This window comes from Geobacillus sp. FJAT-46040 (assembly GCF_002335725.1).
Lineage (GTDB): Bacteria > Bacillota > Bacilli > Bacillales > Anoxybacillaceae > Geobacillus > Geobacillus thermoleovorans.
On sequence record NZ_NISS01000001.1, the window covers coordinates 1,039,970 to 1,061,121 of the forward strand.

Consider the following 21,152-nt stretch of genomic DNA (forward strand, 5'->3'; position numbering starts at 1 on the left):
ATATTCCTATTAAATATTAAGGGGGTTGCGAGGGCTATGAAAAAAAGAAATGTGATCCGAAAGATAATGACCGGCTGCATAGCTATGGGCTTGCTTTTCCTGACCGCGTGCAGTTCAGGAACGACTCAAGGGGGGAATACCGCCAAGACCGAATCGAAAGGAATTCAACCGCGAGTGATTAAAGCGGGAATTGGCTTGAACGAAGACCATCCACAAGGCCAAGGATTGCTCAAGTTCAAAGAGATTGTTGAGGAAAAAAGCAGCGGCAAAATGAAAGTTCAAACATACTTCAGTGCTACTTTAGGCGATGACTTAAAAATGACAGAAGCACTTCAGGCTGGAACACAAGAAGTTACAATCCCATCGACTTCACCGCTTGTTGGGATGATCAAAGAGTTCGGCATTTTCGATTTTCCGTTCCTCTTTAACACACCTGAAGAGGCTGACGCTATTTTGGACGGGCCGATAGGCCAAAAAATGTTGGAGAAACTGCCGGAGCACGGGTTGATTGGGCTTGGTTACTGGGAAAATGGATTTCGGAACGTAACAAACAGCAAACATGCCATCAAGACAGCCGACGATTTTAAAGGATTAAAGTTGCGGACGATGCAAAATGAAGTGCATATTGATGCGTTTAAAGCGCTCGGCGCCAATCCGACGCCAATGCCTTTCTCGGAAGTGTTCACAGCGTTGGAAAGCAACACAATTGATGGTCAGGAAAATCCATTGGCAACGATTAAGTCAAATAAGTTTTACGAAGTACAAAAATATTTGAGCTTGACCAAGCACGTTTACACTCCATTCGTGTTCCTTGTCAGCAAGAAGTTTTGGGATCAGTTATCACCTGAAGAACAAAAGATTTTGCAGGACGCTGCGGTTGAAGCCGGAAAATATCAACGTCAACTGAGTCGGGAAGAAGATCAAAAGGCATTGGAAGAGTTGAAAAAGACAGGTATAAACATCAATGAAGTCAGCGATCAAGAACGTGAAAAAATGGCTGAAATCATTAAACCTGTCGTTGAGAAATACGCGAAAGAATTTGGTGAAGATCTTGTGAATGAACTTTACAGCGAATTAGATAAAGTACGGCAGTGAAAACAATAGGCCGACAGTTGAGAGGAGGGGGCAATGAGCGTTTGCCCTCTTCCTTCCGAAATGCACTGAGGATTAAGCGATCAATTAGAGATCGAGGGAAGATACAGATGAAAATCATTAATGATATGCTCAAAAATATTCCCATTCCTAAAATGATAAAGGTAAGGCAAAATTTTTACGCCCCGGAAATTGCCGATGTCCCTAAAGCAGTTCATCAAAGCATCAACCAAGCAGGTGTTTTGGAACGGATTTCCCCGGGCGACCAAGTCGCTATCGCTGTTGGAAGCCGGGGCATTGCCGATATCTCGGTGATTGTCCGGGAAGTCGTAAATGCGGTAAAGCAAGCGGGGGGCATCCCGTTTATCGTGCCGGCGATGGGAAGCCATGGAGGGGCGACAGCGGAAGGACAGAAAGAGGTACTCGCTCATTTAGGGGTAACAGAAGAATTTGTCGGGGCGCCGATTCACTCGAATATGGATGTTGTTGAAGTGGGGAGGCTGGACAACGGATTGCCGGTCTACATAGACAAACTCGCTTATGAGGCAGACAAAATCATTGTCATCAATCGAGTTAAGCCCCATACGGCGTTTCGCGGACTGGTGGAAAGCGGATTAATGAAAATGATTACGATCGGGCTCGGCAAGCAAAAAGGGGCGGAAGCAGCCCATCAGTACAGTTTCAAATACATGGCCCGGCACGTAGTCGATATGGCGAAGATTGTGATTCAACAAGCGCCGATTATTTTCGGTGTCGCTGTGTTAGAAAATGCCTACGACCGTCCCGCCAAAATTGTAGCAGTGCCAGCCGAGCAGTTTGAAACGGTGGAACCTGAACTGTTGGTTGAGGCGAAATCGCTCATGCCGAGAATCATGTTTAACCCAATTGATGTGCTTGTCGTCGATGAAATTGGAAAAGATATTTCCGGTGACGGGATGGACCCGAACATTACAGGAAGGTACGCGACCCCTTATGCGAGCGGCGGTCCGGACGTCACACGAATCGTCGTGCTGGGTCTGTCAGAAAAAACGGATGGCAATGCTAATGGAATCGGCTTAGCTGATATTACAACAAAGAAAGTGAAAGAACAGATCATTTGGGAAAAAGGTTTTGCAAACGCCTTGACAAGCACTGTCGTTTCTGTTGTCAAATTGCCGATGTTTTTGGAAACAGAAGAGCTGGCGGTGAAAGCAGCGATCAAAACATGCAATGCGTTTGATCTCAAAAAGGTGAGAATGGTCAGAATCAAAAATACGCTGGCGCTTCGAGAGATTTGGATTTCCGAAAGTCTTTTAGATGAAGCGTGCCAAACAGAAGGGATAGAGATTTTGTCGGCGCCGATGGAGATGGATTTTTCAAACGAACAAACATGGGGATGAGGGGAGATTCATAATGCCAGCGGTTGTTTATCCACGAATTGAAAGCCAGGTCAACCCATACCGGGATAATGTGCAAGGAAAGGCTAATGAGCCGATATGTGTCGCTGGGCTGCTTGACCGTTCGAAGCAAATTTTAGGTTCCGAGTTAAAGGGGATGCAACCAGATTGGACGCTCGAGGAAATTTACGATCGGTTGCACCATAACGCTCCGCGGATTGCGATTATCGGTGGCTCATCAGACCACCCGGCGCACATTATGGATTATCAGACGATCGCTCGAGCAGCGATTCGCATTTGGCAAAACGGAGGTGTGCCGTTTCAGTTTTCAACACCGGTGATGTGTGATGGAACGGCGCAGAGCAACCAAGGGATGAGTTATTCGTTGCAAAGCCGCAACGCCGTAGCACAAATGATCGTCAACCAGCTGGAAGCGCACAGCTATCACGGAGCGTTTGTCATCCAAGGATGCGACAAGCAACCGCTTGGAGTAGTCAGCGCGTTGGCACACCTTGACCGCGTTCGTCGGGAGCGGGGAGAGCCGCCTTTCTTCGCTACGTTTGCACCCGCACATGTGTTAAAAGGAGGAACGATTCCTCCTAAGTTATATGCCGAACTGGAGGAGGTTGCCCGTAGAGCGGAGTTGGCAGGTGAAGAAGATATTGCCTACGATTTGCGGGATGCATTATCGTACATTTTGCAGTGTTCTTCTAATACGGCTTTTCAAGGAGTTCTCGAACGGGCGAGAGGGAAAGGAATTATCACAAAAGAACAACACGAAGACTATGAAAAACGGCTAGCCGTAGCGACATGCGACAGCCAAGGAGGAGTGTGCGCTTTTAATGGGACTGGCAACAGTTCGCGGCATTTGATTGCTGGGTTAGGATTAATTCATCCTGCCTTGGAATTATTGACCGCCCAGCCGACGCAGGAGCAAGTTAATGCTGCCTTAGATAGCTTGGCACTTTTAATGAATGATCCGGTGTACGGGGTAGCCAATATTATGGCGGCGAACATTAAAAACGCGATTCGCATTCACAGCGCTACCGGTGGATCGACAAACATTATGATGCATATTGTTGCGGCGATGCTTTATGGTGGATATCAATTTGACTTATGGGAGTATGACAATATCCATCATGAAGTGCCGGTGCCCGATTTATTTGATTACAGTTTAACGGAAGGACGAGACATTTTTGCATTAGCGATTCAATGTTGCAGCGGGAAAATCAGAGGGATGGAAACGGTATTCCACGAATTACTAAGCAATGGGGTGCCGATGGATGTCGATGCCCCGACCGTTACGGGGACGACGTGGAGAGAAAGACTTTCTGTCAATCAGGAACAGTTGCCCGCTGAAAACGTCAAAAACAATCCAATCATCTTATCCAAGCCGAGACGACCATTCAGTGGTGTTGATGTTTTGTCGGGGAACTTCTTTGAAAGTGCGGTTGTCAAAATCAGCGGTATGTCGACAAAGCAAATCGATGAGTTTGACAAGAAAGTGGCCTTTGTCTTGTATTACGAAAACGAGGATGAGGCGAATCAAGGGCTGCTTGATGTTCACTTGTTGGAAAAGCTAAAGCACAGCCGTTGTTTCCGACATCAAAGCTTATTGGCTGCATTGCAGCACAATGCTCCGCACTTGTTTGACGAATGGAAAGACCGAGAATATGATGATTTGTTTGATGCAATGGCCAAAGAAGGTGTGTTGAAAATTGCAGTGGTTATTGCCGGCCAAGGGCCGGAGGCGTTCGGAATGCCGGAGATGTTTACCCCGATGCAACATATTAACGCAAATCGGCAATTGAAACGGATCGCGACTTTGATTAGTGATGGACGATATTCAGGCGTCACATACGGAGCGGCCATCGGACATATGACTCCTGAGGCCATCCGCGGCGGGGGAATTTTGTACTTGAAAACAGGCGATCTTTTATATATCGGGCTTCGCGAGCGGAAAATTGAATTCGTGAATGAATGGTTGTTCCAAAATGGAAAGCTGGTATTCGAGTTTGAAAGTGTGAAACAAGAGAGAGCGGAAATAGCCAATCAACGCATGGCCAACATGCGCCAACGGCAACGGCGCATCGCGGCGAGCAACCGGTTGATCGGGCATACCGATGCTGCCCATGGGGTTGTCCCGCTCCATATTGCCGAAGAGGCGGTATATGATTACAAAAAGGATGTCGTTCTTCCGACAGTAAAAAAATATAAAGGGTGGACCAAAGGGATTCGTGCTTTTCACCCTCACGTATTATAATAGAACTATAGCTGATTTCCTAACATGATGCAGAAAACTTCTAGAGAAGAGGGTGAAGGCATTGCCATTAATTCAAGCTGTGGACCGTGCTCTCCGTATTTTAGATTTATTTGACGAGTATGAGACAGAGCTTAAAATTACCGATATCAGCGAACGGATGCAGCTTCATAAAAGCACGGTGCATTCACTGTTGAAAACGTTGCAACACCACCATTATATTGAACAAAATCCTGAAAATGGTAAATATCGACTCGGGATGAAGTTGTTTGAACGCGGGAATTTAGTCATCCGTCATCTCGATATTCGCTCTGTTTCCAAAAAGCATTTGATTGATCTTTCTATCAAAACGGGGAACACGGTCCATTTAGTAATTCTTGATGGTAAAGAAGGAATCTATATCGATAAAGTCGAAGGAACATCGGGGACGGTATTGTATTCAAGAATTGGACGGAGGGTTCCGATTCACAGCAGTGCGGTCGGGAAAGCGCTCGTCGCCTTCAAAAGCGAGAAAGAGTTGAAAGAACTTTTGCGAGGGTATGTGTATAAACGACATACCGCCAATACCATTGCAAGCGAGGAGGAATTTCTTCAGGAGCTCGAGCGGGTGCGAAGCAACGGTTATGCTTTAGACAGAGAGGAAAACGAGCCGGGCATCACATGCGTCGCTGTTCCTGTCCGTGACCATTCAGGGAATGTCATTGCAGCGATCAGCATATCCCAGCCTTCCGCTAAAGTGGACGATCTTGTCCTTAATACGGAAATTCGTCTGCTTCAAAGCGCCGCTGAACAAATTTCACGAGAAATGGGATACGTTCAGCACGGACATCTCTCTGTCTAAACTGTGCGATTTCTTTTTGACAATATGATAAAACCTAGTTTTTTAATATAAAACGATAGGGGAGAGGACTATGAGAATTATCCGCTATATTGAAGATTCGCACGTTGTATTGGCTGCCATGACGGACGATCGTACTATATATCCACTGCCATTTGCCGATTTAATGGATGTCGTCCGCGAGGCCAAGAAGAATCAACTGTCCGTTTTTTGCTACATTCAAACCATAATCAGTGGGAAACAGGGGGTGAAAAAAGAATTAGCCGAATTGCATCTTCTCGTTCCCATCGTCGCTCCTGAAGTATGGGCTTCCGGAGTCACGTATGAGAAAAGTCGGGATGCGAGGAACTACGAAACATCTGAAAAAATAGACGGTCAAGAGACGTGCTATGACCGGGTTTACCATGCAGAAAGGCCGGAAATCTTCCTTAAATCTACTGCTGCCCGTACAGTAGGCCCGAATGCCCCCGTTTATTTGCGCAGCGACTCAAATTGGCAAATCCCTGAGCCCGAACTCGGATTGGTGATCACCGGAGAAGGGGAAATCGTAGGATATACGATTGGAAACGACATGAGTTGCCGAGACATCGAGGGAGAAAATCCATTATACTTACCGCAGGCAAAAATATGGAAACATTCGTGCGCCATTGGACCGGCGATCCGATTAGCGGAGACAGTGGAAGACCCATATAACTTGCAAATTATTTGTCGCATTTACCGCAACGACCAACTTGTTGTTGAGGAAAGTGCCAATACAAGACAGTTGAAAAGAAGATACGATGAGTTAGTGTCTTTCTTGCTTCGCGACAATAAGGTGTTTGACGGCACAGTATTATTGACAGGAACATGCATTGTTCCACCGAATCAGTTCACGCTTGAAGACGGGGATCGAATTGAAATTGAGGTTCCTGAGATCGGGGTGTTATCCAATCCAGTAAAATCGCCGGTAAAACAAACTATTGCTAATAAATAAAAGAGGGAGTGGGAGAAAAGATGGCTGTGCAAACAGAAATCAAAACGTATTTAAACTACATTGATGGTAGTTGGGTCGGTTCGGTGAGCAGGAACGTCGAACCGAGCATCAATCCAGCAAATCGAAATGACATTGTCGGGTATGTTCCGCGCTCGACACTGGAAGATTTAAACGCGGCTGTAGCTGCAGCCAAACAGGCGCAGAAATCGTGGTGGAAGCGATCTGGGATCGAGAGAGGAGAGTACTTGTATAAAGCGGCGCTTCTTTTAGAGCAGCGCCTTGAGGACATTGCCGAAACGATGACAAGAGAAATGGGAAAAACTTTGGCCGAGGCAAAAGCGGAGACGATGAGGGGCGTTCATATATTGCGTTACTATGCGGGTGAAGGAGCGCGGAAAATTGGCGATGTCATCCCATCGAGCGACAGTGGAGGGCTCATGTTCACAACCCGCGTTCCGCTTGGTGTGGTTGGCGTCATTTCACCGTGGAATTTCCCCGTCGCGATTCCGATTTGGAAAATGGCGCCGGCGCTTGTGTACGGAAATACGGTCGTGCTCAAACCGGCAAGCGAAACAGCTGTGACAGCGGCGAAAGTGATTGAATGCTTCCATGAAGCGGGCTTCCCGAAAGGGGTCGTCAATATGGTGTGCGGTTCTGGATCCGTCATTGGTCAAGGGATCGCGAACCATCCAGATGTTGATGGCGTCACCTTTACCGGCTCCAACACGGTTGGAAAACAAGTCGGAAGAGCGGCATTTGAGCGCGGGGCCAAATACCAGCTCGAGATGGGGGGGAAAAACCCGGTTATTGTGGCCAAAGACGCCGATTTGGATCTCGCTGTTGAGGGGACGATCAGCGGTGGTTTGCGCTCAACGGGGCAAAAATGTACAGCCACAAGCCGCGTTTTTATTGAGCGGGAAGTGTACGAACCGTTTAAAGAAAAACTTCTTGAACGGGTGAAACAGCTGAAAATCGGGAATGGCATGGATGCTGAAACGTGGATGGGGCCATGCGCCAGTGAATCGCAGCTTAATACGGTTTTATCCTATATTGAAAAGGGAAAAGCTGAAGGCGCCAAATTGATTTATGGAGGCAATAGATGTACAGAAGGCGAACTGGCCAATGGTTTTTACGTCGAGCCGACGATTTTTGAAGAGGTCGACCTTCAAATGACGATTGCCCGCGAAGAAATCTTTGGCCCAGTATTGGTGTTGATTCCAGTCGACAGCATTGAGGAGGCGATTGAATTGGCCAACGATACAGAATATGGGCTGAGCGCCTCGATCTATACGAAAAACATTGGGAATATTCTTGACTTCATTAAGGATATTGAGGCGGGAATGGTCAAAGTCAACGCAGAAACAGCGGGGGTTGAGTACCAAGCACCGTTTGGCGGAATGAAGCAATCAAGTTCACATTCTCGGGAACAAGGACAGGCGGCCATTGAGTTTTTCACAACAATCAAAACTGTATTTGTGAAAGCCTAATTAAGCAATAGGTTTTACAGAATAGCACATAGGTGTCCCATTACTAGGGGACACCTTCTCACCGAATAGTTTTATGGACAATGACAACGGAAAGGGGGAGAGTGGGTTGGAGAAACATTTATTGCAGAAGAGAGAGCAGCTCATCCATATTCTTAAGGGAATGGGAAATGTATTAGTTGCTTTTTCCGGCGGGGTAGATAGCACGTTTTTATTGGCAATGGCAAAAGAGGTACTGGGCGATCAGGTGCTTGCCGTGACTGCTGTTTCGGAAACATTTCCAACTCGTGAAGTGCAACATGCAACTAAACTGGCGGAGCAAATAGGGGTTAAACATATAAAAATTCAAATTAATGAACTCAAGAATGAGGACTTTGTCAAAAATGATCTTTATCGCTGTTTCCACTGCAAAAACAATTTATACACCCATTTAGGAGAATTAGCTAGAAAATATAGTGAGACTTACACTGTTGTTGATGGCTCCAACATGGATGATCTAGGGGAATATCGTCCAGGGCTTCAGGCGGCTAGGCAGCTCGGGGTTCGGAGTCCTCTTCAAGAAGCGGAGCTATACAAGAAAGAGATTCGAATTTTATCGAAAGAAATGGGCCTGGAAACATGGGATAAATCGTCGTTCGCTTGTTTATCTTCTCGCATTCCTTATGGACAGAAAATTACAAAAGAGAAAATCGAGCAACTGGACCAGTCTGAAGAATTCCTTTTCAATCTCGGCTTCCGTCAGATTCGTGTTCGTCACCATGGAGAAATAGCGAGAATCGAAGTGTTGCCTGAAGAGATGGAAATGGTGATCAGGCATCGTCAAACGATTTATAACAAGTTGAAAGAGTTAGGTTTTTTATATGTGACCCTTGATCTTAGAGGATATAAATCTGGAAGTATGAATGAGATGTTAGAAAAGGGAATGGTGAAATGAGCGAGGTTATAAAAGAAACGCTGAACAAGTTAAAAGAAGGGAGCATTTCGGTAGAGGAAGCATATCGAACCCTAGCCTCCTATGATCATCTCGGATATGCCACATTAGATATTCAGCGAGAGCGAAGAAAAGGATTTCCGGAGATCATTTTTGGAGAAGGGAAATCAAGGGAGCATTTACTTGGTATTTTTGAACGATTAATGAGATTTCATAAAAAGGTGGTTGCTACACGCGTTGATCAAGAGAAAGCTTCTTACCTGACGGCCAACCTCAAGGAACGTTATCCAACGGAACATTTTGAGTATCGGAATGATTGCAATATTTTTTATTGGATTTCTCATGATTATGTCGAAATAAAAAAACCAGGTTATATAGCGGTTGTTAGCGCGGGGACATCAGATTTTTCTGTTGCTGAAGAGGCGGCGGTAACGGCTGAGTTATTAGGGTGCGAAGTAAAGCGAATATATGATGTAGGCGTTGCGGGTATTCACCGATTACTCGACAAAATCGAGATGATTGAACGTTCCCGTGTCGTCATTGTAGTTGCTGGGATGGAAGGAGCACTCGCGAGTGTGGTCGGTGGACTTGTTTCCAAACCGGTTATCGCTGTTCCTACAAGTGTTGGATATGGTGCAAACTTTCGAGGGCTCTCAGCTTTGCTTACTATGTTGAATTCATGTGCAAGCGGTGTTTCCGTCGTGAATATTGATAACGGGTTTGGTGCGGGGTATTATGCTGCTACAGTCATGGCCGTTATTGAGCAGGCTGTTGCTGAGGCCAAAACGTTAGGGAGAGAAGAAAAATGAAGATTTTGTACTTGGACTGTTTTTCCGGAATCAGCGGCGATATGATGGTGGGCGCTCTCGTGGATGCGGGCGTGCCACCGGAGAAAATTGAGGTGGAACTGAAAAAATTACCTCTGTCAGGTTATCAATTGCAATGGGGCAAGGTGATGAAAAAAGGGATTTCTGCTACGAAATTCGATGTCATTATGCTAGAGAACATCGAGGATAGTCATGATCATGAAAGACATCATGCTCATAGGCATTATTCAGATATTGTCGATATGATTGAGCGTTCGGAATTAAACGTGGAAGTCAAAAAACGAAGCGAACAAATTTTTCATTGTATTGCTGTTGCAGAGGCAAAAATCCATGGCATTCCCATTGAAAAAGTTCATTTTCACGAGGTTGGAGCTGTTGACTCTATTGTTGACATTGTCGCTACAGCGATTGCACTCACGGAACTTCATGTCGACTATATTGTTTCTGCACCTGTCCCGTTAGGATACGGATCCATTCGTTGTGCACATGGCATATATCCCATTCCAGCCCCGGCAACGTTAGAAATTCTTCAGGGCGTGCCAGTCATTTCTAACCATTTGCCGTTTGAATTGACGACTCCGACTGGGGCTGGGATTATCAAAAGTCAAGTGAATTCATACGGACCAATTCCATCAATGAAAATATCAGCAGTTGGATACGGTGCTGGAACACGTGACTTGCCCGATCAACCAAACGTGTTGCGGGTAGTAATCGGGGAGAGGATTCATACAAGATTGGATAGTCTGCCGTTATCCCATTCGAAAGAAGAGACGGTTTATATTCTTGAGTGTCAGCTGGACGATATGCCAGGAGAAGCGCTTGGATATGTGATGGATGGGCTCTTTCAAAAAGGAGCGCTTGATGTATTTTATACTCCTGTTTTTATGAAGAAAAACCGTCCCGGTGTTCTTTTGACGGTTTTGACTTCAGCAACTCATGTAGAGCAGTGCGAGCAATTTATGCTGAAAGAGACAACGACTCTTGGCATTCGAAAAGATATCTGGGTGCGAGAGGTTTTAGAAAGAGACGTTGTGACCGTTGCTACATTGTACGGAAATATTCGCGTTAAACAGGCTATACACAAAGGAAAGGTGATCAGGCAGATGCCGGAGTATGAGGATGTGAAGGAAGCAGCCCTCACTCATCAGGTAGCATTTTTAGACGTTTATGCAGAAGCTGCGGAACAGGCTAGAAGAAGGATAAAAGGGGAATGACGAATGGAGGCAGGGGTCGTTTCAACGTTAATAGCTGGTCTGTTGTTGGGGATAAAGCATTCTTTCGAGCCGGATCACGTGATAGCCGTTTCAACTATTGCAAGCAAAAGCAAAAGTTTGTTTCGTTCTTTATTAGCGGGTGTATGTTGGGGATTAGGTCATAGTTTCGTTTTGATTATGGTTGGTTTGTTGGTTATTGTGCTCAAATTTCAAATTCCTACGAAAATTGAATCAGGTTTTGAAATCGCGGTTGGGATGATGCTTGTTTATTTAGGGGGAAGCTCGTTGTTTGCCATGAATAGACGAAGTGGTTATCTTTCTTTGGATAAAGTAAATAACATGATCTACGCTAAATCGATCGCGATTGGCGGAATACATAGCCTAGCAGGAAGTGCAGCTTTAACCATTCTCGTTTTGTCAACAGTAGATAATGTTGCTGTCGCGGCTTTATACATTTTGGTTTTTGGTGCAGGAACCATTATTGGAATGGCTTGTTTTACTACTGCTTTAGCGCTTCCTATTGTGCTGGGCAGGGCGCGTCTCAATATAGGGAAAGCGCTGGAGTTTACAACAGCATTGGCCAGCCTTTGTTTTGGAGGATATTATTTATACTGCCATATATGAAAGGGGAAACAAAAATGTCTTATGACTTGAAAGGTATTATTCCTCCAGTTGTCACCTTATTCAATGAGAAAGGCGAGTTTGATTGGGAAGCAAATTATCTTCTCGCCGACTACTTGATTGAGCGAGGCGTTCACGGATTGCTCTATATGGGAAGCACAGGGGAGTTTTCCACTTTGATGACCGAAGAGAGGAAAAATTTTGCGGAGCGGATGATACGATACATAGATGGACGTGTTCCAGTTCTCATTGGCACAGGGTCGACATCGCTAAAGGAGACGATTTCTTTATCACAACATGCTGAATCGATCGGAGCGAGCGGTGTACTCGTTGTTAACCCGTTTTATTGGAAATATACGGAGCGCCAGCTATATGACTACTATATAAGCGTGGCTCAAAGCATTCGTATCCCTTTGTTGATTTACAATATCCCATTGCTGACTGGGCAGGATTTGTCTTCGGATCTTGTGTTGAGGCTCGCATTGGATCAGGAAAATATTGCTGGAATTAAAGACACGACAGAGAAACTAGGACATATTCGCCAGTTGATCCGCATTAAGGAACAGAGAAAGGATTTCGTCGTGTTTGCCGCTTTTGACGATCTTCTTTTTCCATCCTTGCAAATGGGGGCTGCCGGCGCTATCAACGGTACGGCTGTGTTTTGTCCCGAGCTGTCCGTCAGGCTGTTTGAGAGCTTTCAAGCCCAACAATATGAAGAGACGTTCAGGGTAAACGCATCGATTTTGCAGCTTATGGAGATTTACGAGCTTTCTCAACCGATGTTTCTTGCGATTAAAGAGGCCGTTCATCAGTTGATTTTAGGTCGGCAGACAGCACTGAGGCTGCCTTTAAAAGAGTGCGCGGATTTGAAAGAACGTGTCCATATGTTTCTGAATAAACATAATCTTCATATAAACAAAGTGAGAAAATAGAAAAGAGCGTTTTCAGAATGGCTACATAGAAAATGAAGGGGTGGTCAACATGTTTATGAAGGAAACACGAGAGTTTCTTGAATCGCTAGGTTATCCAGGTGGTGACTGTTACGATCTTCCTACTTCCGCCAAACGCTTCCCCGATGGGGCACAATATCGCGTGGAGATTCCGAGCGTTGAAGGGCCGCGGGTGCTTGAGGCGGTGCTTGAGGAAGCGGATCGTCTAGGGGTCACGATTCACCGAGTATCGCAGGGAAGTGGAATCATGCTCTTGACAGATGAGGAGATCAGCGATATGTGTCAAATGTGCGCGAGCCGGGGGATTGAACTCAGCCTGTTCGTCGGCCCGAGGGGCACTTGGGACATCAGTGCGTTGCCGTTCACTTCCTCTGGAAAAGCGGCTGGGCTTCGCCATGAAGGAATGGATCAGCTAGTTTATGCTATTGAGGACCTGAAACGAGCAGCCCAGTTAGGAGTAAGAGGGGCTTTAGTGGCAGATGAAGGGTTGTTGCTTTTAACAAAAGAAATGAAACATCGAGGGATATTGCCGCAAAACTTTGTCATCAAGGTGTCGGTACAAATGATGGCCTCAAATCCGGTATCAATTAAGCTGATGGAGCAGTTGGGGGCTGACACATATAACGTTCCGACTGCCTTAACTTTGCCGAAGCTGGCAGCGATCCGCCAGACGGTTAACCTTCCTCTTGATGTGTACGTAGAAGTACCCGACGGATTCGGTGGATTCATTAGACATTATGAGATCCCTGAGATCATCCGTATTTTGGCGCCTGTTTATATTAAGTTCGGTTTGCGCAACCATCCAGACGTCTATCCATCCGGGAAACACTTGGAATCGGTGAACATTGAATTATGTCGGGAACGAGTGCGTCGGGCGGCGCTAGGAATGCGGATCGTTGAACAATATTATCCGGAAGCGGTTACGTCAAAATTAGGCGCTGAAGGGTTAGGCGTTCCAGTGACAGGCGTGCAAAATGCCAAGGTCTAAGTAGGAAAGGAGCCTTGATAGATCAACATTTCTAGAGGGAGGGATACAATGTCGCCCTATCGTTTCGTAATCTTAAACCCAAAAGACAACGTCGCCACTGCCTTGGATTTTATTCCAGCTGGAAGCGTCGTAAAAATTACCTATCAAAACCGGGAACAGGACATCACCATAAAGCAACCTATTGAGTTTGGACACAAGTTTGCCATTGTGCCAATCAAACAAGGAGAGGATGTTTTAAAGTATGGGGAAGTAATCGGGGTTGCTTCGAATGATATTGCCGAAGGAGAGCACGTTCACGTCCATAACGTGGAAGGAAAAAGGGGAAGGGGAGATCGAAAGCATGGAAAACGCTCAATTTTGGGGGTATAGACGTCCTGATGGACGGGTGGGAGTTCGAAACCATGTGCTCATTTTACCGACCATTGTGTGTGCTACTCAGGCGGCAAGACAAGTGACGGAGCTGGTCCATGGCACGGTCACTTTCATTCATCAGCACGGATGCGCCCAAGTAGGAGTGGATTATGAACAGACGTTCCGTACGTATGTCGGCATGGGAACAAATCCGAACGTATATGGCGTTGTGGTGATGGGGCTTGGCTGTGAAACCCATCAAGGAAGAAGCGTGGCTCAAGAAATTGCAAAAAGCGGCAAGCCGGTTGAGCTTGTATCTATTCAAGATCATGGTGGAACACTCGGGGCGATTGCCGAAGCGGCGAGAATCGCCACGAAAATGGTGCAAGATGCTTCAACAGTCATGCGCGAGCCGTTTGATGTCAGCGAATTGATTGTTGGAACGGAGTGCGGTGGATCCGATGCATGCTCCGGTCTTTCCGCTAACCCGGCGGTTGGGTATGTCAGCGACATGATTGTCGATAGAGGGGGAACGGTCGTTTTAGCGGAAACGACTGAACTGATTGGAGCCGAACACCTTTTAGCCAGCCGTGCCGTTAATGATCGAGTGGCGAAAAGGGTCTATGAAGTCATTGAAGCCATGGAGAAACGGGCCATTATGATGGGAGTGGACATCCGCACTGGGAATCCAAGCCCTGGAAACCGAAAGGGGGGACTCACCACTCTCGAAGAAAAATCGCTTGGAGCAGCAGCCAAAGCTGGAACGAGACCTTTGCAAGAGCTGATCAATTATGCTGAGCGTCCGACAAAAAAAGGGCTCGTTTGGATGGACACTCCGGGGCATGATATTGAGCAGCTGACAGGAATGGTTGCTGGCGGGGCGCAGATCGTATTGTTTACGAGTGGGCGCGGCACGCCAACCGGATCGCCGATTGCACCGGTAATCAAAATCGCTACGAATACCCCAACGTTTGAGCGGATGAGGGAAAATATGGATGTCAATGCTGGCACAATTATCGAAGGAAAAGAGTCGCTTGAATCCGTAGGGAGGAGAATTTTCGATGAATTGCTCCTTACTGCCTCGGGAAAGCTGACCAAATCTGAGATCTTAAAACAGCACGACTTTGGTATTTGGAGAATTGGACCGACATTTTAAACCGATGTTTCGGTCGATGATGAAAGTAAACGCTTGGAGGGCTCATCATGAAAACGCTCGACGTCGTCACATTTGGAGAAACGATGGTCTTATTTACATCCGAAGCCATGACTCCGCTTGAGTACAGCAGTCATTTTTCGAAACAAATTGGGGGAGCTGAATCGAACGTCGCCATCGGGTTACAAAGACTCGGCCATTCCGTCGGCTGGTTTAGCAAGTTAGGAAATGACCCGTTTGGAAGGTATATCCATAAATTTGTGAGGGGCGAGGGAGTTGATACATCCCGATGCATTTATACGGATGAAGCTCCAACAGGGATCTTCTTTAAAGAGAAACGTTCGCCTTCGAATATAAAAGTCTATTATTATCGCAGGAACTCGGCAGCTAGTTTGCTGTCTCCTGACGACTTGGATGAAGAGTATATCGCCAATGCAAAGTTTCTTCATATTACGGGAATTACCCCCGCCCTCAGCACGTCGTGCCGAGAGACGGTGTTCAAAGCTATAGAAATAGCGAAACGGCATCGTGTCAAAATTGTGTTTGACCCGAACATTCGACTGAAGCTATGGACGATTGAAAAGGCAAGACAGGTGCTTATGGAAATCGCGGCAGAGGCAGATATTATCTTGCCGGGTCTTGATGAAGGAGAATTGCTGTCCGGTCGAAATACCCCCGAGGATATTGCCCGTTTTTTTGGAGAGGAAAAACTGGTCATCATTAAGCTGGGAGAGCGTGGGGCGTATTATCAGTTTGGCTGCGAAGAAGGATATGTCAAAGGATTTGCTGTGACACAGATCGTGGATCCGGTGGGAGCGGGCGACGGCTTCGCTGCTGGGGTTATTAGTGGACTTTTGCAGAACGTGCCAATCTCTGAGGCGGTTAGGCGAGGGAATGCAGTCGGTGCGATCGTGGTGGGGACGAATGGAGATGTTGAAGGGTTGCCAACTAGAGAAGAACTCGATGAATTTTTGCAAGGTGCCGCGTACCAACGAGATGTAAAACGATAAAGGAGGAGAGACAAGTATGGATAAGCTTGAGCATTTAAACCGGCTGAAGCAATCTAAATTGGTCGCGGTAATTCGAAAACCGAAACGGTCGCAAATTTTTCAGATTGCTGAGGCTCTTATCGACGGGGGAGTCGAGGTGCTCGAAGTGACGGTGGATAGCCCTGGCAGTTTTGAGATGATCGCTGCACTGAAGGAAACGTTCGGAGACAAGGCGATCGTTGGCGCGGGGACTGTCCTCGATGCGGAGACAGCCAAACGGGCGATAGAAGCTGGTTCAGACTTCATTTTTTCGCCTATTTTCGATCAAGAAATGGTCTCTTTAACCAATCGATACGGGAAAATCTCTATTCCTGGCGTGATGACCCCGACGGAAATCGTTAAGGCGTATCAAATGGGAGCTGACCTGTTGAAAGTATTTCCAGCCGGTTCTTTAGGCCCGAAATATTTTAAGGAGCTAAGCGGTCCGCTGGAACATATTCCACTGATGCCGACAGGTGGTGTAACGTTGGATAATGCGGCGGAGTTTATCCGCAACGGTGTGGTCGCTGTAGGGGTAGGAAGCGCTTTATTAGATAAACGGGCTATTGAAGAAGAGAGATTTGATGTAATTAGGGAAACAGCGCAAAAATTTGTTGAAACGGTCAGAAACGCTTTATCAAGAGAGGGAGAATGAACATGAAAATAACGAAGTTCGAGACGTTTCTTGTCCCGCCGCGGTGGCTGTTTTTAAAAATCAGCACGGATGAAGGAATCTCGGGGTGGGGGGAGCCGATTGTCGAAGGAAGAGCCGGTACCGTACGAGCAGCGGTGGAGGAGCTCAGCGACTACTTGATCGGCAAAGATCCACTGGCAATTGAGGAGCATTGGACCGTTCTTTACAGGGGGGGGTTTTACCGTGGAGGCCCCATTTTAATGAGCGCCATCTCGGGAATTGATCAAGCGCTTTGGGATATTAAAGGGAAATACTTCAACGCCCCGGTTCATGAATTGCTTGGCGGCCCGGTTCGCGATTCTATTCGGGTTTACAGTTGGATTGGTGGCGATCGTCCAAGCGACGTTGCCGAAGCGGCTAAAAAAGCGAAAGAAACAGGGTTTACGGCAGTAAAAATGAATGCAACAGAGGAGCTTCAATATATTGATTCGTTTAAAAAGATTGAGGAAGCGGTCGAAAGGGTGGCCGCGGTACGTCAAGTGACAGGTGACGAATTTGGGGTTGGAATCGATTTCCATGGGCGTGTTCACAAGCCGATGGCGAAAATTTTAGCGAAAGAGCTTGAACCATATCACCCAATGTTTATTGAGGAACCAGTATTACCCGAACATAGTGAAGCGTTAAAAGAAATTGCTAGACATTCCAATATTCCGATCGCAACCGGCGAACGAATGTTTTCACGCTGGGACTTCAAAACGGTTTTATCTGACGGGTACGTCGATATCATTCAGCCTGATCTTTCTCATGCCGGCGGTATTACCGAGGTAAGAAAAATTGCTGCAATGGCTGAGGCGTATGATGTTGCTTTAGCTCCCCATTGTCCGTTGGGGCCGATTGCATTGGCAGCCTCTTTACAAGTGGATGCTGTGTCGTACAACGCTTTTATCCAAGAACAAAGCCTTGGCATTCATTATAATCAAGGGAATGATCTTCTTGACTATTTAGTGGACCCCTCTGTGTTTGAGTATCGAAACGGGTATGTCAAAATTCCACAGGGCCCCGGTTTAGGAATAGAGATTAACGAAGAGTATGTGAGAGAAATGGCAAAAGTTGGACATAATTGGAAAAATCCCGTTTGGCGTCATGCTGACGGTTCCGTTGCTGAATGGTAGATATAAAGCAGTTTTTTGGGATTTCGGCTCTTCACCCACAAAATATGCTTAACAAAAACAGACTCAAAGACTCGATGATAGAGAAAATCAAAATGGATTTTCTCCTTTTTGTTCCATCTATCTTGTTTGGAGCAACATTGCAATCATGATTGTCTAAAAACCAAGCACGTCTTTCAGCGATAAATCCGAATTTTTCACGAAATGGAGGAAGAACGATATGGATAGATTTAAAGTTGTGGTGACAGACTACGAATTTCAAACGTTGGCACCTGAACAAGAAGTGCTTTCATCTCTCAATGTGGAGTTTGTCGCCACTCAGTGTCGTACAGAGGAGGAAGTCATTTCCGCGTGCAGGGACGCCGACGCCATTATCAACCAGTATGCTCCAATATCTGCAGAGGTAATCGCACAACTGGAAAAGTGCAAAATCATTTCCCGATATGGAGTCGGTGTCAATACAGTTGATGTAGACGCTGCCACCGAAAAGGGTATTATTGTAGCCAATGTAACGGACTATTCGATCGATGAGGTCTCGGATCACGCGCTGGCGCTGTTGCTTTCGCTAGCTCGCAAAATCGTCAAATTGAATCACGAAGTAAAGAGTGGTACATGGAATTTTAATGTCGGCAAGCCGATTTACCGGCTGCGGGGGAGAACGCTCGGTCTTGTGGGATTGGGAAGAATTCCGCAAGCGTTGGCAAAAAAGGCCCAAGCTTTTGGACTGCGCGTTATTGCCTATGACCCGTACGTCCCCGCTAAGGTGGCTGACGAGCTCAATGTTCAACTGCTTGGACTGAACGATGTGTTCCGACAGTCGGACTACATTTCCGTTCATGCCCCGTTGACTAAAGAAACAAAAGGAATGATCAGCGACGAACAATTTAACTTGGCGAAAAAGGAATTGATCATCGTCAACACGGCTCGTGGCCCGGTCATTGATGAATCCGCTTTAATTCGCGCTTTACAAGAGGGAAAAATCAGCGGCGCTGGGCTCGATGTGACGGAATGTGAGCCAATCCAACCGGACAACCCTCTCCTGAAAATGGAAAACGTGGTCATTACTCCTCATGTAGCCTGGTATTCTGAGGAATCGGAAAAAGAATTAAAACGGAAAACCGCTCAAAACGTTGCCGATGTATTGTCGGGATATTATCCCACCTATCTTGTCAACCATAACGTCAAGGAAAAGATGCATTTGAAAGAGAAAGGGCTTTATGTATAAACAGTCTTGGGGAGTCCGCGTTTGGGACCATTTGGTGTATATGATAAAAAGATGTTGATAACACGGTACGATCAAGGTAGGCGAAGGCCTACCTTTATTTTTGCGGGCGTCAACACGCACTGTACTTTGGAATATACGTATGCTCCCATGGATGATTTTCAAGCAAAAGCAAACAGAAGGATTTTTCCATGCCAACGACGAACGATACGAAAAGGAAAAGATGGCGAAAAGGGGGATGACGATGACGAGCAATGGCGACACCTCGCCGATGGTCAGCCGCTGCCAAACGTTGCAAGAAGTCATGCAACGGATGGCGGCTCGTGGGCTTGAGTCGGTGAACGTGATCGATGAGCATGGCCGGACGGTGGGGCGGTGCACGTGGCGGATGATGCTGCGGGCGGCGGCGGATGGGCTCGATCGTTCCATGCCGATAGGGGAAGTATTGATGGCATTTTCCGACAAGTGGGAAACGAAACAGGAAGGCGTCTGCGCTGCAATGCCAATGTCCGAAAGCGATTCCAAAGCAACGAATGAGCTCGAGCGACTGCGGCGTGAGTTGGAGGAAACGCACCGTCTGGCCGAGACGATGAAAACGGTGCTGGATGCGGCGTACGAAGGGGTGGTTGTCGTCGATGAGGACGGCGTGGTTCGTGAAATCAACCGGGCGTATTGCCAGTTTCTCGGCATTCGCCGGGAAGAAGCGATCGGAAAACATGTGACGGAAGTGATCGAAAATACCCGTTTGCACATTTGCGTGCAATCCGGTATTCCGGAGCGTGGATATATTCAAAAAATTTACGGCCAGCCGATGGTTGTGCACCGCATCCCGATTTGGCGTGACGGCGAAGTCATCGGAGCGATTGGGATGCTGATTTTCCAAGGGGTATCGGAAGTATATGAAATTTTCCGGCGCCTGCAGGAGCTGTCGCGTGAGGCAAGCCGGAAGGAGAAGAAAGAAGCGAAACCACAGGAGACGGCCGCTTCCGCCCCTAAAGGAATCGAGCGGATCATTGGCCGCCACCCGTCGATCGCCGCTGTGAAGCAGATGATTCGTCGGGCGGCGCGCGTGCCGTCGACGGTGCTCATTACCGGTGAAAGCGGAACGGGGAAAGAGGTGGTGGCGCGGGCGATCCATGAAGCTGGGCCGCATGCGGACGGACCGTTTGTCAGCGTGAATTGCGCCGCCATCCCTGAGTCGTTGTTGGAAGCGGAACTGTTCGGCTATGAAGATGGGGCGTTCACCGGTGCGAAAAAAGGGGGCAAGCCCGGCAAGTTTCAACTCGCCCATGGAGGGACGCTGTTTTTGGATGAAATCGGCGATATGCCGCTTGCCATGCAGGCGAAAATTTTGCGCGTCTTGGAAGAAAAGAAAGTGGAAAAAGTCGGCGGACTATACGAAACCAAGGTGGACGTGCGCATTATTGCCGCGACGAACAAGCCGCTCGAGGAGATGGTGCGGAATGGAACCTTTCGCGAAGATTTGTTTTATCGGTTGAATATCATTCGCATTCATCTTCCGCCATTGCGCGAGCGGAAAACGGATATTCCCGCGCTGTTGGCTTACCATATGGATCGGATGTGCCGGCAGTTTGGCGTCGCGTTGAAGTCGTTTACCAAAGAGGCCATGGAAGTGCTTGTCCACTATTCATGGCCGGGGAACGTCCGCGAGCTGGTCAACGTCGTCGAATGGCTGATCAGCATGGTCGAAGGGGAAAAAGTAGAACGCGAACACTTGCCGTCTTACTTGTCGACCGTTCAACCGGCAGCCTCGTCTTTGCCAAACGGTGGTGTGAAGATGGCTGATCGGTGGAAAGAAATGGTCTATCAATCGGAACGTGAGCGCATCGCTGCGGCGCTGGTGGCGGCGGGCGGAAACAAGGCGGAAGCGGCAAGGAGGCTCGGCATTCACCGATCTACATTATATGAGAAATTAAAAAAGTATGGATTTTGAACGCTCCCCGCTGAGAAGGAGGGCTTCTCGTCCGTGATGATCAACAACGGCAGACTGACCGTTGTTTCTTTTTTGTTGAGGGGAAAA

Annotated in this window: 19 protein-coding genes; all 19 read left to right on the top strand. The window is 47.2% G+C overall.

Annotation, left to right across the window (positions count from 1 at the left end):
• Window positions 1–36: 36 nt before the first annotated feature.
• The 19 genes from CD000_RS05590 to CD000_RS05680 all read left to right on the top strand — a co-directional run bounded on the left by CD000_RS05590 (window position 37) and on the right by CD000_RS05680 (window position 21,065).
• Window positions 37–1,095, top strand: a complete 1,059-nt coding sequence (locus tag CD000_RS05590; protein ID WP_096225092.1) for a TRAP transporter substrate-binding protein — start codon at window positions 37–39, stop codon at window positions 1,093–1,095.
• Window positions 1,096–1,202: 107 nt separating this feature from the next.
• Window positions 1,203–2,471 (top strand): nickel pincer cofactor-dependent isomerase, group 22, encoded by a 1,269-nt coding sequence (locus CD000_RS05595; protein ID WP_096225094.1) that lies wholly within the window; start codon window positions 1,203–1,205, stop codon window positions 2,469–2,471.
• Window positions 2,472–2,484: 13 nt separating this feature from the next.
• Window positions 2,485–4,731 carry a dihydroxy-acid dehydratase domain-containing protein gene (locus CD000_RS05600; RefSeq protein WP_096225096.1) on the top strand — a complete coding sequence of 749 codons (2,247 nt, stop codon included), beginning with the start codon at window positions 2,485–2,487 and terminating at the stop codon, window positions 4,729–4,731.
• Window positions 4,732–4,792: 61 nt separating this feature from the next.
• Window positions 4,793–5,569 carry an IclR family transcriptional regulator gene (locus CD000_RS05605; RefSeq protein WP_063192772.1) on the top strand — a complete coding sequence of 259 codons (777 nt, stop codon included), beginning with the start codon at window positions 4,793–4,795 and terminating at the stop codon, window positions 5,567–5,569.
• Between the two features lie 70 nt (window positions 5,570–5,639).
• Entirely contained in the window at window positions 5,640–6,539 is a 900-nt protein-coding gene (locus CD000_RS05610; protein ID WP_096225098.1) for a fumarylacetoacetate hydrolase family protein, read from the top strand.
• A gap of 20 nt (window positions 6,540–6,559) precedes the next feature.
• Window positions 6,560–8,026, top strand: coding sequence for an alpha-ketoglutaric semialdehyde dehydrogenase GucD (gene gucD, locus CD000_RS05615; RefSeq protein ID WP_096225099.1), 1,467 nt, complete (start codon window positions 6,560–6,562; stop codon window positions 8,024–8,026).
• Between the two features lie 106 nt (window positions 8,027–8,132).
• Window positions 8,133–8,957 (top strand): ATP-dependent sacrificial sulfur transferase LarE, encoded by an 825-nt coding sequence (gene larE / locus CD000_RS05620; RefSeq protein ID WP_096226239.1) that lies wholly within the window; start codon window positions 8,133–8,135, stop codon window positions 8,955–8,957.
• On the top strand, window positions 8,954–9,763 hold the full coding sequence (gene larB, locus CD000_RS05625) for a nickel pincer cofactor biosynthesis protein LarB (RefSeq protein WP_096225100.1): 810 nt from the start codon (window positions 8,954–8,956) through the stop codon (window positions 9,761–9,763). The genes larE and larB overlap by 4 nt, the downstream gene beginning before the upstream one ends.
• A complete protein-coding gene (larC, locus tag CD000_RS05630) occupies window positions 9,760–10,995 on the top strand; it encodes a nickel pincer cofactor biosynthesis protein LarC (protein WP_013145102.1) in 1,236 nt (411 codons plus the stop codon). Before larB ends, larC begins: the two co-directional genes overlap by 4 nt.
• Before the next feature lie 3 nt (window positions 10,996–10,998).
• Window positions 10,999–11,619, top strand: a complete 621-nt coding sequence (locus CD000_RS05635) for an urease accessory protein (protein ID WP_096225101.1) — start codon at window positions 10,999–11,001, stop codon at window positions 11,617–11,619.
• A 14-nt stretch (window positions 11,620–11,633) separates the two neighbouring features.
• Complete coding sequence (locus CD000_RS05640; RefSeq protein ID WP_096225102.1) at window positions 11,634–12,548, top strand: dihydrodipicolinate synthase family protein; 915 nt, start codon at window positions 11,634–11,636, stop codon at window positions 12,546–12,548.
• 49 nt (window positions 12,549–12,597) lie between these two features.
• Window positions 12,598–13,554, top strand: a complete 957-nt coding sequence (locus CD000_RS05645) for a U32 family peptidase (protein WP_096225103.1) — start codon at window positions 12,598–12,600, stop codon at window positions 13,552–13,554.
• Between the two features lie 48 nt (window positions 13,555–13,602).
• Window positions 13,603–13,923, top strand: a complete 321-nt coding sequence (locus CD000_RS05650; RefSeq protein ID WP_063192768.1) for a UxaA family hydrolase — start codon at window positions 13,603–13,605, stop codon at window positions 13,921–13,923.
• Window positions 13,895–15,061, top strand: coding sequence for a UxaA family hydrolase (locus tag CD000_RS05655; RefSeq protein ID WP_096225105.1), 1,167 nt, complete (start codon window positions 13,895–13,897; stop codon window positions 15,059–15,061). The genes CD000_RS05650 and CD000_RS05655 overlap by 29 nt, the downstream gene beginning before the upstream one ends.
• A 47-nt stretch (window positions 15,062–15,108) precedes the next feature.
• Window positions 15,109–16,068: a sugar kinase gene (locus CD000_RS05660; protein ID WP_013145107.1), complete on the top strand. Its 960-nt coding sequence runs from the start codon at window positions 15,109–15,111 to the stop codon at window positions 16,066–16,068.
• Window positions 16,069–16,084: 16 nt separating this feature from the next.
• The gene (locus tag CD000_RS05665) at window positions 16,085–16,741 is read left to right on the top strand and encodes a bifunctional 4-hydroxy-2-oxoglutarate aldolase/2-dehydro-3-deoxy-phosphogluconate aldolase (RefSeq protein ID WP_013145108.1); all 657 of its coding nucleotides are present in this window, start codon (window positions 16,085–16,087) and stop codon (window positions 16,739–16,741) included.
• Window positions 16,742–16,743: 2 nt separating this feature from the next.
• Complete coding sequence (gene dgoD / locus CD000_RS05670; RefSeq protein ID WP_096226240.1) at window positions 16,744–17,892, top strand: galactonate dehydratase; 1,149 nt, start codon at window positions 16,744–16,746, stop codon at window positions 17,890–17,892.
• A gap of 217 nt (window positions 17,893–18,109) precedes the next feature.
• Window positions 18,110–19,114, top strand: a complete 1,005-nt coding sequence (locus CD000_RS05675) for a C-terminal binding protein (RefSeq protein WP_096225106.1) — start codon at window positions 18,110–18,112, stop codon at window positions 19,112–19,114.
• Between the two features lie 241 nt (window positions 19,115–19,355).
• A complete protein-coding gene (locus tag CD000_RS05680; protein WP_096226241.1) occupies window positions 19,356–21,065 on the top strand; it encodes a sigma 54-interacting transcriptional regulator in 1,710 nt (569 codons plus the stop codon).
• Window positions 21,066–21,152: the final 87 nt, after the last annotated feature.

Coding starts and splice junctions, on each gene's coding strand:
- CD000_RS05590 (WP_096225092.1), top strand. CDS start 37: ATGAAAAAAAGAAATGTGATCCGAAAGATAATGACCGGCTGCATAGCT.
- CD000_RS05665 (WP_013145108.1), top strand. CDS start 16,085: ATGGATAAGCTTGAGCATTTAAACCGGCTGAAGCAATCTAAATTGGTC.
- CD000_RS05635 (WP_096225101.1), top strand. CDS start 10,999: ATGGAGGCAGGGGTCGTTTCAACGTTAATAGCTGGTCTGTTGTTGGGG.
- larC (WP_013145102.1), top strand. CDS start 9,760: ATGAAGATTTTGTACTTGGACTGTTTTTCCGGAATCAGCGGCGATATG.
- CD000_RS05655 (WP_096225105.1), top strand. CDS start 13,895: ATGGAAAACGCTCAATTTTGGGGGTATAGACGTCCTGATGGACGGGTG.
- gucD (WP_096225099.1), top strand. CDS start 6,560: ATGGCTGTGCAAACAGAAATCAAAACGTATTTAAACTACATTGATGGT.
- larB (WP_096225100.1), top strand. CDS start 8,954: ATGAGCGAGGTTATAAAAGAAACGCTGAACAAGTTAAAAGAAGGGAGC.
- CD000_RS05675 (WP_096225106.1), top strand. CDS start 18,110: ATGGATAGATTTAAAGTTGTGGTGACAGACTACGAATTTCAAACGTTG.
- CD000_RS05610 (WP_096225098.1), top strand. CDS start 5,640: ATGAGAATTATCCGCTATATTGAAGATTCGCACGTTGTATTGGCTGCC.
- CD000_RS05660 (WP_013145107.1), top strand. CDS start 15,109: ATGAAAACGCTCGACGTCGTCACATTTGGAGAAACGATGGTCTTATTT.
- dgoD (WP_096226240.1), top strand. CDS start 16,744: ATGAAAATAACGAAGTTCGAGACGTTTCTTGTCCCGCCGCGGTGGCTG.
- CD000_RS05600 (WP_096225096.1), top strand. CDS start 2,485: ATGCCAGCGGTTGTTTATCCACGAATTGAAAGCCAGGTCAACCCATAC.
- CD000_RS05645 (WP_096225103.1), top strand. CDS start 12,598: ATGTTTATGAAGGAAACACGAGAGTTTCTTGAATCGCTAGGTTATCCA.
- CD000_RS05680 (WP_096226241.1), top strand. CDS start 19,356: ATGACGAGCAATGGCGACACCTCGCCGATGGTCAGCCGCTGCCAAACG.
- CD000_RS05595 (WP_096225094.1), top strand. CDS start 1,203: ATGAAAATCATTAATGATATGCTCAAAAATATTCCCATTCCTAAAATG.
- CD000_RS05650 (WP_063192768.1), top strand. CDS start 13,603: ATGTCGCCCTATCGTTTCGTAATCTTAAACCCAAAAGACAACGTCGCC.
- CD000_RS05640 (WP_096225102.1), top strand. CDS start 11,634: ATGTCTTATGACTTGAAAGGTATTATTCCTCCAGTTGTCACCTTATTC.